The sequence below is a fragment of the Fischerella thermalis PCC 7521 genome, assembly GCF_000317225.1.
Lineage (GTDB): Bacteria > Cyanobacteriota > Cyanobacteriia > Cyanobacteriales > Nostocaceae > Fischerella > Fischerella thermalis.
On sequence record NZ_AJLL01000060.1, the window covers coordinates 1 to 13,208 of the forward strand.

Here is a 13,208-nt window from a genome sequence, read left to right on the forward strand (position 1 = left end):
TGTATCACCTCCTTCCTCACCAATAGCTTTGGTGGTGACCGTATCACCTCCTTCCTCACCAATAGCCTGGGAAGTGAATAATCTAGAGTCAGCAATTTGCTTTACTTCCTGGTTATTGACATGTTGAACATGCACAATCATATTTTCCAATTTATGGAGTTCGAGTTGAAACGGGTGAACATAATAATGCATAAGTGTGATCCGAAATCAAGTATTACTTATTGAAGATACAAAGAGTAATGTCTTGATTTCTGAATAATTACAGAGGACTCTCAAGCAAGCTAGGTACACTTCGAAGAGTCTTCTTTCCTATTGCAGGAGTACCTATTGCCCGTCGCCACGCGTAAATTCGTTAATCAAATCAAATTACTATAGCCAAAAGTAAAAGGTAAAAGGTAAAAGTAACGGCAAGTTTTTTTACTTTTACTTTTTACCTTCATGTTTTTCCTAGCATTGGATACTAGTCGCAAACGATACCATATTTCCCGAAGAACATCAAGCGTCAAAAATGTCAAAAAAATACGGCAATATCTGTATTATCCGCTCAAATACAACCTTTTACTACCCAATCTAAACTAGACTAAAATTCCGTACTCAAGCCACAACCTTTACAAGTGAGTGATACCGTAAGATTAATTAGGACTGTCGGTATCATTGAAGCAAAAGATATTTAACAGGCGAAGCAGACCTTTGGATCGCTGATTCTTAAGTACCTACACATAATTATTTCTCTATTGCCTTGTGGTAGCAGCGATCGCACTCATCAAGAGCTTCATGAAACTTACCTCCAGAACGTGCAAATTCCTGTGTCAACAGAGCAACCCAAATTCTGAGGCGTTGTTGTGTTAACTCAGGTTGTTTATCTTCATCTAGTGCTTTACCGTCATGCACTGCACAAAATTGATTTTCTAAGTCGGATCGATAATCGGACAGATGGTATTTTCAGGTATTTCAGAAACCGATTCCCAGCCTGAAAGCAGCCCTTCTAACTCCAACTTCAACACTTGTAGCTGTTCGATTTGGTATGTGATCGCAGCAATTTTATCATTCAGTTTTGCTTTAATGTGGTCGCAGGGCAAGTCCCCTTGGTCATGCACATCCAGCAACTCTTTAATCTCTAACAAGCTCAATCCAAGGCTCTGAGCGCGCTTAATAAAGCTGAGGCGGGCAAAAACATTTGAATTAAATAACCGAAATCCACCCTCAGTCCGATCCGAAGCCTTGAGCAACCCCAGTTCTTCGTAGTAACGAATTGTTTTGATCGGAATGCCACTTTCTTTAGCAACTAAACCGATTTGCTTCAGTGTTTCTTGGGCTAACATAATTAACTCCTACTTATCTAGTCTAGTACTCTGTCAAGACAACGCAAGCTGGGTACATCAATTTCTAGTTTTATCCTTCTTCTGTGTTCTCTGCGCCTCTGTGGTTTTTATTTAACCCACTACTCGATTGTGCTTTTTGCGATTTTGGCTTACTCAGCAGAAACCACCATAACTCCAGTCTGATCAATCCTAACCCGCCTGCTGTAACAGCTGCTTTTGCCCATAAGGGTTGTTCAATGCGACGGAACTGACTGGTTTGTTTCGTTTGAGATGGTTGCATCTGTTCGTGGGACATTTGTGCAACTGTTTTGTTAGAAGCAACTCCAAACACCAATCCCAAACTTGCAACACTGCCAATAATTGCTATTTTGTTCATTATTTAAACGTCTCCGTTGGTCAATCGCAAACTACGCTAACGCGCCGGAAATAGCTGCAAGTAAAAATCCAAATCCTGTCAGGGTTGCAAAAAAATATTACTTTCTTAAGCATTGTTACTACTCTTTATGACTTATCAACTAATTGTTTTTGCTCGGAAATTACGCAAACGCAGTGCATTCGTGACTACTGATACGGAACTAAACGCCATTGCTGCACCTGCAATAATTGGGCTAAGCAACCAACCGAAGAAGGGGAAAAGAATTCCTGCTGCAATTGGAATACCAGCGACGTTATAAATAAAAGCAAAAAAGAGATTCTGACGAATATTGCGAATCGTGGCCCGACTCAGTTGAATGGCAGTGACAATACCTTGTAAATCTCCAGAGATCAGGGTGATATCACTAGCTGCGATCGCTACATCTGTACCTGTGCCAATTGCGATTCCGACATCAGCTTGAGCCAAGGCTGGTGCATCATTAATACCATCCCCGACCATTGCCACTATTTTGCCTTCCGACTGAATTTTCTCGACAGTCTTGGCTTTTTGATCTGGGCGAACTTCGGCAAAAACTCGCTTAATGCCCACTTCCCGGGCAATCACTTCGGCTGTGCGGCGATTATCCCCAGTCAACATCACCACTTCCAATCCCATTTTCTGCAATGTGCGAATTGCGTTTACAGAAGATGGTTTCACTGCATCAGCAATACCCATTATCCCTTGGACTTTGCTATTTACAGCAATCCAGATCACCGTCTTACCGAGATACTCTAGCCGATCCCAATGTTGTTGCAATGCACTTGTATCAATGCCTAACTCTCTCATCCAACGATGGGTACCAATTTGTACCCATTGATTTGACACGTACCCTTGCACACCACTACCAGCGATCGCTTCAAAATCCTGTGCATTTGTTAACTCTACACTTTGAGATTGAGCATAATTCACAACAGCTTCAGCCAAAGGATGTTCGGAATTGCGTTCGACAGATGCTGCAAGGCGCAGAAGATTTAACTCATTGTTATTGGCTGTACCGTTGACGGTTACAAAATCGGTGACAGTCGGCTTACCTTGCGTAATTGTACCTGTTTTATCGAGAACAACAGTCTTGAGCTTGTGGGCGAGTTCCAGACTTTCTGCCCCTTTGATCAGGATGCCATTTTCTGCACCCTTACCTGTACCAACCATAATGGAAGTTGGGGTTGCTAAGCCAAGGGCACAGGGACATGCAATGATTAGGACTCCGACAGTCGTAATTAGTGCCATCGTCACATTGCCCATGATGTTGTACCAGATGATGAAAGTGGCGATCGCAATGGCAATTACGGCAGGTACAAACCATCCAGTAACTTGGTCGGCTAGCCTTTGAATCGGTGCTTTCGACCCTTGCGCTTGCTGCACTAGCTTGACAATCTGCGCCAAAAATGTATCTTTACCCACTCGTGTGGCTCGGAATTTGAAGCTACCAGTTTTGTTGAGCGTGGCTCCAATCACTTCATCACCTGGGTGTTTCTTCACAGGTACACTTTCACCCGTGACCATTGCCTCATCAATAGTTGAGGAACCATCGATAATCTCGCCATCCACTGGAATTTTTTCACCCGGACGCACCAGAATCACATCACCTTCAATCACTTGGGTAATCGGGATGTCAATTTCTGTGCCATCACGGATCACACGAGCAGTCTTTGCTTGCAAGCCTACAAGCTTACGAATTGCTTGGGAAGTTTGTCCTTTGGCACGATTTTCCAGCAGTCGTCCCAGCAAAATCAAAGTAATGATGACTACAGCCGCTTCGTAGTACACATCAGCTGGTAATCCCTGGGTAGTGAAGAACCCAGGCAAAAAGGTGGGGAAGAGAGAATAGAGATAAGCGGCTCCTGTACCAATTGCCACCAAGGTATCCATTGTTGCCACGTGACGTTTGAGAGCTTTCCAAGCATTGATAAAGAAAGATGCACCACACCAAAACAAAACTGGAGTCGCCAGCACAAGCTGTAACCAAGGATTGTGCAACCACATAGGAATCAAGGGAATGGACAACCCCGTCATCATCGGTAGCGAACCAATGACCATGATGACGCTGATCATACCGCCAACCCAAACTTTTCTGACTAAGGCTCGATTTTCCGCTTGGCGTATCTGCTGTTCTGCATCATCTGTGGTAAACAAGTCTTCGTCTTGCATTGGCATCGCAGAGTATCCCACCGTATCTACCGCATCGCAAATTGCTTTTGGGTTAGTTTTTCTCTTGTCGTAGGTAACAGTGGCTTGCTCTGCCCCAAAGTTAACGCTACACCGATTCACACCATCAACGGAGCGAATCGTATCTTCAATTGTTTTAGCGCAAGAGGCACAACTCATACCCCGCAGTTTCAGATGCGTGTTTTCCATTCAACACCTCCTAACTACTGAACTGCTTTTTAAAGAATTTAGTCACCAGTAACGGTATAACCTGCGGCTGTAATTGCTTGTGTGATGGCAGTTTCTGTTGCTTGAGTTTCGATCTGGACAAGCTTAGTTTTGGTATCAGCCTGAACGATGGCAGCTGGATCAACAGTTTTCACCGCTTTTGTAATGCTTTCGACACAGGCAGAACAAGCCATGTTAGGAACTTTGAGGTGAAGTTTCATCTGATGCACTCTATCTAATCAACTAATCTCATTGTGAAATCTCCACCTTACTAGAGAGTCAAGGGGTAGTGAGCAAAAATTTATCTTGCCTGTGGGTAGCGAAAATAGATGCCAATAGTGGGACAATACAAGTATTAGAAGCTGCTTTGAGTTAATTGGAACTTATTTTGGAAATATTCTGTCTCCAAAATTGAGCTATGTGAGTTAGTCAAATTTATGGAAACTAAGGGCGATTCTGAACAGAGAAGTATTCAAAATTCCGGATCGGTTCTCAGGCTGCGTCGGTTGGTAGGATCAGCAGTAGTTGTAGTTTCTGTAGGAATAGCTAGTTATGCAGCTGGTTTTGCTATTGCTAAGCAGGAAAGTGACTCCAAAGCAAACATTCAACAGTTAAAATTACAGGCAAAATTATGCCGCAAATTCAATCGCGGTGAGGTGGAAGCGGAGGATGCTGCTGCTGGTGGTAAGATATCTGGCGTGCATGATATTTTGGCAGATTTGCAAACAGTGCAAGTTGAGCTAGCCAAGAAGAGACTTGTGTTTGTGGAAGAACAACCAACAATTGTGAAGTTGAAGTCTCAAGAAGCAGCTTTAAAATCTTTATTAAAGCAGCGTATAAACGGTATTTGTAACGTTGTGAATTAATAGTTGATCGATATTAAGCGCTTTATCCGCAAATAATACATTCATAAACCGCATCAGGCACAATAGCTGCGGTTTTTGGCGACTTATTGCCAAAGTAGGGAAATTGTCGAGGGGTAAATAGTCAGCCAACAAACACTGTTGGGACTGTGCGATCGCATTCAATCTTTTTGCCCTATGATCTTTTGTATTTACCGAATCCATAACATTTCATTGCCACCTTTTTGTAGTTCGTATTTTGCTTTGACAATTGAAACTGTATATCCTAGTTCTTGTAACTCTTGGGTGATGCGATCGAGATAGGGCGAACGTTGCAACATCAGAGTCAGCAGAGGAAAAATCCGTACTTCTTGACTCACTCTCAGCATCTCCTTAATGCCATCAAAGTGGAATTGGTAATCATGGTGATCTGAATACAAAAAGAGAAAATGTGAACATAAAGCTAGATCATATTCTTTATCTTGAAAATTCAGTTTTGGTAGTTCACCGATTTGATATCTTTTTTCCTGTTTTCCCTGCTCATAATCACTGATAAACTTATTGATTGTTTGGACTCGATTCCATCTTAAATTTTCAGGTGATGTGTGATAAGACCAAGTCCAGTCATCGGGACTTGCTTTCACTTGGTCAATGATATTATCAACCATTTCATTAAATCTTTTCAGGATTTCATCACCACTAAATTGATATATTGGATCAATCGAAGTGACTTGTACACCAATTTTTGTAGCTTCTGCATTGAAGCTAGCCGGGCCATCGCCAACCCCCAAAATTCGCTTGCGCAAATCTGATTTAGTCAGATGGAACATTTGCACGTATTCATCAAGCGATCGCCCGAAGGGAACAACTTTTTCTAACTTCATTACCATTGTTGATTACCACCTGCGTTATTACCTATTTCTAAAATCAATTAGCGTTTGTAAATAAGCATCAGGCATTCCAATATCAAAACTTTTTCCCTGCACCAAATACCCCACCATTCCCTCTACTTGACGTACCTTTTCTAGACAGGTTGTTAATTGAAATTCGCCACGTTCTCGAAAGTTATTATTAATATTCTCTTCGAGAAAATCAAAAATCATTGGTGTCAGTGCATACAAGCCAAAAATAGATAAAAATTCATTTTCTGCTATTCCTTCAACACGCAAATGCTGACGTGCATATTCAACAGTTGGCTTTTCGTAGACTTGTGTCAATGAAAGAATAGAATTATGTTTTTGCCAAACTCCTGTGACACAACCAGCTTTATGAATAATTTCTGCTGGTATTTTTGTTAAACCAACAACACTTTTATTTTGCTGTGCATAAACCTCTAATACTTGCCGCGCACAAGATTTTTTGATGTCAGATGCATAAATATGGTCACCTAACATCAGTAAAAATGGTTGATTATCTACCCATTCTTTAGCACAATATACAGCGTGTCCATAGCCTGCTTGTTCTTTTTGTGGCAGAAATTTGATTTTGTCACCTAAATCTACAATGTGTTTACTATGTTTTTGGTTTTCTGGTGATAGCTTTTCAAAAAGTTCAGCTTTGGGTGGGTATTTAAATAAATCGATAAAAATTCTTTTATCTTCCGGTTGGACAATAATACCAATTTCTTCGATGCCAGCACTAATTGCTTCTTCAACTATTAACTGAATTACAGGTTTGACCCTGCCATCTTGATCAATAATTGGGAAAAGTTCTTTTTTCACAACTTTGGTAGCAGGGAATAAGCGAGTACCAAACCCAGCAGCAGGTATTAGGGCTTTTTTAATTTGATTTTTCGGCATAAATAGTTAGTTTTAAACATTGCATCTGTGGGAAATCTCTTTCAATGATTTCGATTACTTTTTGTTGATTTTCTTTGCCTTGCACAATAATAAGTTCGATGATGTCTGTATGTGTAGCATCAAAGATCATAGCAATGGGACGATTACCGTAAGCACAAGCTTGATCCATCCGCCCGCAACGAGAAGGGGTAGTAATCTCTCCGAGATAGGCAAACTCCATCTCTTCTTGGATGGACATCTTTAAGTCATATACCAGATTAAAAGCCCTCGCCACTAACACACAAATAGCTGCACTTGATGACAGCCCTTTTTGAATCGGTAAATCAGTCAAGTAATTGTCAATTTCTATTCCCCCAACATAGTTATGCGCCCCTACTAAAAATTGATAAGCAACACCAGCAGCATAACTAAAAAATCCACCCTTTCTAGCCTCTACTCGCAAAGCCTGTGCTTCCATCGGTAGAGTTAAGGATTTACGAGTTCCATCACCAAGGGAGGTATTAATAACTAATTGATTGGGATGGGGTTTCACTTGTGCATACAGCCCCTGATTCGTACCTACCAACAACGTGTAGCCTATTTCTAGTTTAGGATTGAGATGTCGGTATCCTCCCGCCCAATCACTATGTTCACCAAATATACACAGGCGTCCTGGTACAAAAATTTTCATATCGGTCTTGGATCTTACTCACTAAAGCTCACACTTTTTGTAACAATTGAATATGGTTACGAGCATGTTCTTATACCATATTGTGCTACGGGTCAAGCGGGGTAATGCCATACATTTGGCTTAATTTGCAATCATTTGCTGCTTAGTTATACTAGTGTCAGTTTAGAAACTGTCACTTACCCAAGACCGCGTTTTATACCAGAAAAGATATTCTTAATTTTGTGCAAGGAGTGATACCACTTCACCATACGTTTGCCACAAGTTATTTTCGTAATACCCCCTAAATTCAAGGTTATTGCGAATATCAAATGTTGCATCAAAAAAGTGATTTGGTATAAAAATAAATATAAAAGGCGCTTGAGTTCGCAAAGTTACTCAAGCGCTTTTACGTATCAGAAATAGTTAGTGGTTAGAGACGCGATTAATCGCGTCTGTACGTTAGTGGTAGCCCTTTGGTGGTGTAAGTTAAAATGATGTGTTTTTCTTGGTGTCTTAGTGGTGAAAAATCATTTTATTAACCACCAAGACACAAAGACACGAAGAAGAAAAGCTTATAATTGGGCAAAATTTGTTGGGATTTTTACTCACCACAGAAAGGGCTAGTGGTTAGTGGTTAGTGGTTAGTAGTAGCCCTTTGGTGGTGTGATGTAATTTTCTTGGTGTCTTAGTGTCTTTGTGGTGAAAAAATTAACTTTTGAACCACTAAGGCACTAAGACACAAAGATGAAAAGCTCAAAATTCGGTAATTTTTGTGAGGATTTTTACTCACCTTGAAAGGGCTGCCACTAACCACTAACTAGTAACTATTGACCAATCACAAAATTAATTAACTTACCAGGTACTACAATCACCTTTTTAATTTCTTTGCCTTCGAGGTAGCGCTTACCAACTTCCGATTCCAGCGCATACTTTTCCAACTCTGCTTTGTCTGCTTGTGCAGGAACTGGAATCGCACCGCGAGTTTTACCCATAATCTGAATCACTAAGTTAATTTCATCGGCAATCAATGCTGCGGAATCATACTGAGGCCAGGTTTGGGTATGAACTGAGTTGGTGTTACCCAATAAATGCCATAACTCATCGGCGATGTGGGGTGCAAAAGGTGCCAGCAGGACAACTAAAGTCTCAATACCTTCTGCGTATACTGGTGAGTCTTTACAATTAGCATCAGTGAGAGCATTACTCAGCTTCATCAATTCTGAAATAGCGGTGTTGAATTGATACTCGTCCTCTACGTCTTCACTGACTTCTTTGATTGCGGTGTGAATTGCCCGTCGCAAGTCTTTTTCGATTTTGGATTTTGGATTTTGGATTTTGGATTGATCTATTTTTGGTGATGACTGATTCTTAGCAAACTCTGTTACCAAGCGCCAAACTCGATTTAAGAAACGGAATTGCCCTTCTACATCTGCTTCATCCCACTCCAAGTCTTTTTCTGGCGGTGCTTTGAACAAAATGAACATCCGGGCGGTATCGACACCGTATTTATTAATCACATCTTCCGGCGCTACACCATTGCCTTTTGATTTGGACATAGTGGCGTAGATGCGTTGGAGTGGTTCGCCTGTTTGGGGATCGCGGGGATCGTTAGGATCAACAAGATGGGAGGGAACCCATTTGTCCTTACCACCTTTGTTGGGATTAAAATAAGTCAAACCCTGTACCATACCTTGAGTTAACAAGCGTTGGAAAGGTTCGTCAAAGTTCAACAAGCCTCTATCCCGTAATACTTTGGTAAAGAACCGCGAATACAATAAATGCAAAATCGCGTGTTCAATCCCACCTACATATTGATCCACAGGCATTAAGTCATTAACTTTAGCAGAATCGAAAACCTGGTGTTCGTTTTTAGCATCAGTAAACCGCAAGAAATACCATGATGAATCAATAAACGTATCCATCGTGTCGGTTTCCCGCTTGGCTGGTGTACCGCAGTTTGGACAAGGTACATTCACCCAGCTTGACAATTTTGCCAAAGGCGAACCACCACGCCCGGTAAATTCTACATCTTCTGGTAATTTCACGGGCAAGTCTTGAACGGGAACAGGCACTGCGCCACAATCGGGACAGTGGATGATGGGGATTGGCGCACCCCAGTAACGTTGTCGGGAAATCAACCAATCCCGCAAGCGATACTGTACCCGTTCTTTGCCAAAGCCTTGTTTTTCGGCATACTCGACAATTGCTTTTTTGCCATCGGTGGAATTCATGCCATCAAATTGACTAGAATTCACCAAAACTCCTGGTTCGGTGTAAGCTGCTTCTAATGGGGCTGATGCATCGCCTCCTTCGGGCACAATTACCACTTTGATCGGTAAATTCTGTTCCTTGGCAAACTTAAAATCTCGTGCATCATGCGCTGGTACACCCATGACTGCACCTGTACCGTACTCGTACAAGACATAATCAGCGATCCAAATGGGAATTTCTTCCCCTGTAAACGGGTTAATTGCTTTACCACCTGTAGGAATACCCCGCTTGGGCTTATCTTCAGCAGTGCGTTCCAACTCGCTTTGGTTGCTGACTTCCTTGACAAACGCTGCTACTGCTGATTGCTGTTCAGCTGTTGTCACCAATTTTGTCAATGGGTGTTCTGGTGCTAAGACTACGTAACTAACACCGTAAACTGTATCTGGACGGGTAGTATACACACCAATTTTTTCGGAACTACCCACAATAGGAAATTCCAAATATGCGCCTGTAGATTTGCCGATCCAGTTAGCTTGCATTAATTTGACACGTTCCGGCCAACCTGGTAATTTTTCCAAGTCGTTTAACAATTCTTCGGCATAGTCAGTAATTTTGAAAAACCACTGTCGCAATAATTTGCGTTCAACTTTCGCCCCACTACGCCAGGAACGTCCTTCGCTGTCAACTTGTTCGTTTGCCAATACTGTTTGATCGATGGGATCCCAATTTACGGCTGCTTCTTTTTGGTAAGCTAACCCTGCTTGGTAAAACTGCAAGAAAATCCACTGTGTCCATTTGTAATAGTCTGGTGAACAGGTGGCAACTTCACAATCCCAATCGATTGATAAACCCAGACGTTGCAATTGTTGCCGCATCTGGTCAATATTTTGATAAGTCCACTTTGAAGGGGGAACACCCCGATCAATGGCAGCGTTTTCTGCAGGCAAACCAAAGGCATCCCAACCCATCGGATGTAATACCCGATACCCTTGCATTCGCTTGAGGCGGGCAATCACATCGGTAATCGTATAATTACGGACGTGACCCATGTGCAGGCTGCCCGATGGATAGGGGAACATGGACAGGGCGTAGTATTTTGGCTTATTGGTGTCTGGGGAAATTTTATCTAAGCCAAGTTCATTCCATGTCTTTTGCCATTTTTCCTCAATGCTGGTTGGGTTATATCGGGAATCCACAAAAACTCTCCTACTGGACTTTAACCATAGTCTGCCTCCATATTTTAGATGATGGTAAGCAGACGAACAGGTTGGTTGAAATAAGCAATGATTGAATTAAAGGAAAAATCTTCTGATTTGCTACGGGTGTTTGTTTATGGCACCCTCAAACCAGGAGAAGCTAATTATAGTATTTACTGCGATCGCAGAGTGGTAAATGCGACTAAAGCTTATGCACTAGGCAGACTGTTTGCTCTACCCCAAGGCTACCCAGCCATGACATCGGGGGATAATTATGTCTACGGGTATTTACTCGAATTTGATTGTCCAGATGTTCTAGTTGAACTAGATGAACTGGAAGATTACCACCCCACTAGACCTGCTTCGGAAAATTTATATAATCGCCAACAAATACAAATATATGATTTACAAGGAAGCTCCCTTGGTTGGGCTTGGGTTTATTTGATGACACCAGAAATGGTTGATCACTTGGGAGGTATTTACCAAGCCGATGGTTGGTGGACTAACCAAATAAATTATGAATTCTAAATTATGAATTTTTTATCATTCATAATTCATCATTCATAATTCTTAATGATATTCGTTCTCTATACTTAAGGGTTGTAACTGCTTATCCAGGTTAACTGGCTCTTCTGGAGTAGTTTCTGCTGCTTTCGGAATTGGCAGGATAGGACTGTTAATAGAAACAATTAATGGTGCAGCAGCAATATTTTCTGGCTTTGCTAGCTGCGCCTGTTCTGTTGCAGGTCTTTTTGCCAGTTGGGGGGTTAACTTCCCACCTGGTAATAACCCAGATACTGCACCAATTAGAGTCGCAGCGATCGCTGTACCTCCGCAGATCAAGGCTAAACGCGCACGGCGACGATGTAAACGAGATATGACTCGTTCAACAGTTTCTTCTACTGGCTGTGACTGTGGTACGGGCATAGTTCGTAAGCCCTGACGCAACTTCAAAAGTCGCGCATATAAACACTTCACCGCCTGATCGTTTGCCAGCAGTTCTTCTACTTGCCTACGTTCGGCAGCTGTCACTTCTCCATCAAGATAAGCACTCAATAACTCGAAGCGATCGCGCTTCACCATATCCATAGCACCCGTTGATTCATTGGTATGCTCTGCCTCCCCATTTGGCAAATCGATATTTAATTGCAAGTGGGAATGGTCATTTAAATGAGAATCAGTAGTCATCTTAACATTATTACCAATTCATGCACGGGTAAACATAGCGGACTCGGCCCCAGCTGATCATTATTTCTCCTGTTTTTCTTGATGGCAGAAGCAGTTTCCATAAATCTTAATAAACCTTAATGAAATATAAAAATCTGCCATTAAGTAGAACTTTAAACTAGGAACCAAGATAAGGCTGTAACTGCGATTGCAACCTGGCTCTAGCCCTGGCTATTCTCGATTTGACTGTTCCTAAGGAAACTCCTGTAATTTCGGCAATTTCTTCGTATGCCATACCCTCAATTTCCCTCAGAACTATCGTCGTACGGAATACCTCAGGCAAATCCGCGATCGCATCTCGCAATTGCTCATAAAACTCCCTAGTTGTGAGTTCTTCCTCAGGTCCAGGAGTATCTCCTGCGATTTCCCAATCCATTTCGCCGTCGTCCACCGAACGGGGAGCATCCAGCGAGACAGGACTGACAACTCGCTTGCGTTTGCGTAACTCGTCGTAGAACAAGTTAGTAGCAATGCGGCTTAACCAACCCCGAAATTTAGATGGTTCTTGCAATCGGTGAATATTGCGATAGACCCGAATCCAAACCTCTTGAGCGAGATCCGCTCTGTCAGACCAATCAGGGGCCAAATGATACAATACCCTATCGACTTGGGATTGATAACGACGCAGTAGTTCTGCAAATGCAGCACGATCTGGGCGCAGTCCAGTCTGACAGCGTAAAATTAAATCGTGGTTAGAAAGTTTGTCAACTTGCACTGATGCTTCCGGGAGTCTCGCATCAACAGTTGACCAGGATACAGTAATCGATTCGCTCATAGATCGTACTGGCTGTAAATCATCCCTATCTATTAGACCTACTGATCTGCTGGAAGTTCCTAGTATGAGTGACGGATTTATGACTGGAACACAGGATACCTTTGCAGATACATCTTTGTCAGACACAGTGACGCTACGTATCTTTGTGACAGCAATCATCACTGAATACCTACTATTGCCAAAAAAAATTTTTTTGATAAACGAAATCAGGTATCGGGGAAAAGGAGGACAAGGGAGACAACTAATTCATACCCATTACCCATTACCCATTACCTGTTACTTTTGTGGCAACCTCACCAAAATAACAGGTGCTGATTCTTTTAACTGCCGTAAATTAGCACCACTGTTAGATTCTTCTGGTAGATGAACTTGCAGAAATAAATTGAGGGAAAACGTAAT

At 42.1% G+C, this 13,208-nt stretch carries 14 protein-coding genes and 1 pseudogene; 3 read left to right on the forward strand and 12 right to left on the reverse strand.

Annotation, left to right across the window (positions count from 1 at the left end):
- From UYK_RS24220 to UYK_RS0112510, 6 genes and pseudogenes are all read right to left on the reverse strand, one after another.
- Positions 1-192 (reverse strand): annotated as a pseudogene (locus UYK_RS24220) (hypothetical protein); the annotation flags it as partial.
- Between the two features lie 531 nt (positions 193-723).
- Positions 724-891 (reverse strand): hypothetical protein, encoded by a 168-nt coding sequence (locus UYK_RS26760; protein WP_016871492.1) that lies wholly within the window; start codon positions 889-891, stop codon positions 724-726.
- Between the two features lie 17 nt (positions 892-908).
- Positions 909-1,322 (reverse strand): heavy metal-responsive transcriptional regulator, encoded by a 414-nt coding sequence (locus UYK_RS0112495; protein ID WP_016871493.1) that lies wholly within the window; start codon positions 1,320-1,322, stop codon positions 909-911.
- Between the two features lie 70 nt (positions 1,323-1,392).
- Complete coding sequence (locus UYK_RS0112500; protein ID WP_016871494.1) at positions 1,393-1,698, reverse strand: hypothetical protein; 306 nt, start codon at positions 1,696-1,698, stop codon at positions 1,393-1,395.
- Positions 1,699-1,833: 135 nt separating this feature from the next.
- A complete protein-coding gene (locus UYK_RS0112505; protein ID WP_009458895.1) occupies positions 1,834-4,092 on the reverse strand; it encodes a heavy metal translocating P-type ATPase in 2,259 nt (752 codons plus the stop codon).
- Positions 4,093-4,130: 38 nt separating this feature from the next.
- Positions 4,131-4,331 (reverse strand): heavy-metal-associated domain-containing protein, encoded by a 201-nt coding sequence (locus UYK_RS0112510; RefSeq protein WP_009458893.1) that lies wholly within the window; start codon positions 4,329-4,331, stop codon positions 4,131-4,133.
- Positions 4,332-4,547: 216 nt separating this feature from the next.
- On the opposite strand from UYK_RS0112510, the gene UYK_RS0112515 reads away from it, so the two are divergent.
- Positions 4,548-4,976 (forward strand): hypothetical protein, encoded by a 429-nt coding sequence (locus tag UYK_RS0112515; RefSeq protein ID WP_009458891.1) that lies wholly within the window; start codon positions 4,548-4,550, stop codon positions 4,974-4,976.
- 188 nt (positions 4,977-5,164) lie between these two features.
- Here the strand turns inward: UYK_RS0112515 and UYK_RS0112520 are convergent, their stop codons facing one another.
- The 4 genes from UYK_RS0112520 to leuS all read right to left on the reverse strand — a co-directional run bounded on the left by UYK_RS0112520 (position 5,165) and on the right by leuS (position 10,807).
- Positions 5,165-5,842, reverse strand: coding sequence for a hypothetical protein (locus tag UYK_RS0112520; RefSeq protein WP_009458888.1), 678 nt, complete (start codon positions 5,840-5,842; stop codon positions 5,165-5,167).
- 21 nt (positions 5,843-5,863) lie between these two features.
- Positions 5,864-6,751, reverse strand: coding sequence for a UTP--glucose-1-phosphate uridylyltransferase (locus UYK_RS0112525; protein ID WP_016871497.1), 888 nt, complete (start codon positions 6,749-6,751; stop codon positions 5,864-5,866).
- Positions 6,732-7,421 (reverse strand): GHMP family kinase ATP-binding protein, encoded by a 690-nt coding sequence (locus UYK_RS0112530; RefSeq protein ID WP_009458883.1) that lies wholly within the window; start codon positions 7,419-7,421, stop codon positions 6,732-6,734. Before UYK_RS0112530 ends, UYK_RS0112525 begins: the two co-directional genes overlap by 20 nt.
- A gap of 803 nt (positions 7,422-8,224) precedes the next feature.
- Positions 8,225-10,807, reverse strand: a complete 2,583-nt coding sequence (gene leuS, locus UYK_RS0112535) for a leucine--tRNA ligase (protein ID WP_026086451.1) — start codon at positions 10,805-10,807, stop codon at positions 8,225-8,227.
- 87 nt (positions 10,808-10,894) lie between these two features.
- Here leuS and UYK_RS0112540 point away from each other — a divergent pair, with 87 nt between their 5' ends.
- Positions 10,895-11,335, forward strand: coding sequence for a gamma-glutamylcyclotransferase family protein (locus UYK_RS0112540; RefSeq protein WP_009458879.1), 441 nt, complete (start codon positions 10,895-10,897; stop codon positions 11,333-11,335).
- A gap of 42 nt (positions 11,336-11,377) precedes the next feature.
- Here the strand turns inward: UYK_RS0112540 and UYK_RS0112545 are convergent, their stop codons facing one another.
- Together UYK_RS0112545 and UYK_RS0112550 are read right to left on the reverse strand one after the other, a co-directional pair.
- Positions 11,378-11,995: an anti-sigma factor family protein gene (locus UYK_RS0112545; protein ID WP_016871500.1), complete on the reverse strand. Its 618-nt coding sequence runs from the start codon at positions 11,993-11,995 to the stop codon at positions 11,378-11,380.
- Positions 11,996-12,152: 157 nt separating this feature from the next.
- The gene (locus UYK_RS0112550; RefSeq protein ID WP_016871501.1) at positions 12,153-12,809 is read right to left on the reverse strand and encodes a sigma-70 family RNA polymerase sigma factor; all 657 of its coding nucleotides are present in this window, start codon (positions 12,807-12,809) and stop codon (positions 12,153-12,155) included.
- 64 nt (positions 12,810-12,873) lie between these two features.
- Here UYK_RS0112550 and UYK_RS26550 point away from each other — a divergent pair, with 64 nt between their 5' ends.
- On the forward strand, positions 12,874-13,176 hold the full coding sequence (locus tag UYK_RS26550; protein WP_040469237.1) for a hypothetical protein: 303 nt from the start codon (positions 12,874-12,876) through the stop codon (positions 13,174-13,176).
- Positions 13,177-13,208: the final 32 nt, after the last annotated feature.

Bases quoted from the DNA above. Each gene is read 5' to 3' on its own strand.
- UYK_RS0112495 (WP_016871493.1), bottom strand. From the start codon at position 1,322: ATGTTAGCCCAAGAAACACTGAAGCAAATCGGTTTAGTTGCTAAAGAA.
- UYK_RS0112500 (WP_016871494.1), bottom strand. From the start codon at position 1,698: ATGAACAAAATAGCAATTATTGGCAGTGTTGCAAGTTTGGGATTGGTG.
- UYK_RS0112505 (WP_009458895.1), bottom strand. From the start codon at position 4,092: ATGGAAAACACGCATCTGAAACTGCGGGGTATGAGTTGTGCCTCTTGC.
- UYK_RS0112510 (WP_009458893.1), bottom strand. From the start codon at position 4,331: ATGAAACTTCACCTCAAAGTTCCTAACATGGCTTGTTCTGCCTGTGTC.
- UYK_RS0112515 (WP_009458891.1), top strand. From the start codon at position 4,548: ATGGAAACTAAGGGCGATTCTGAACAGAGAAGTATTCAAAATTCCGGA.
- UYK_RS0112520 (WP_009458888.1), bottom strand. From the start codon at position 5,842: ATGGTAATGAAGTTAGAAAAAGTTGTTCCCTTCGGGCGATCGCTTGAT.
- UYK_RS0112525 (WP_016871497.1), bottom strand. From the start codon at position 6,751: ATGCCGAAAAATCAAATTAAAAAAGCCCTAATACCTGCTGCTGGGTTT.
- UYK_RS0112530 (WP_009458883.1), bottom strand. From the start codon at position 7,421: ATGAAAATTTTTGTACCAGGACGCCTGTGTATATTTGGTGAACATAGT.
- UYK_RS0112540 (WP_009458879.1), top strand. From the start codon at position 10,895: ATGATTGAATTAAAGGAAAAATCTTCTGATTTGCTACGGGTGTTTGTT.
- UYK_RS0112545 (WP_016871500.1), bottom strand. From the start codon at position 11,995: ATGACTACTGATTCTCATTTAAATGACCATTCCCACTTGCAATTAAAT.
- UYK_RS0112550 (WP_016871501.1), bottom strand. From the start codon at position 12,809: ATGAGCGAATCGATTACTGTATCCTGGTCAACTGTTGATGCGAGACTC.
- UYK_RS26550 (WP_040469237.1), top strand. From the start codon at position 12,874: ATGAGTGACGGATTTATGACTGGAACACAGGATACCTTTGCAGATACA.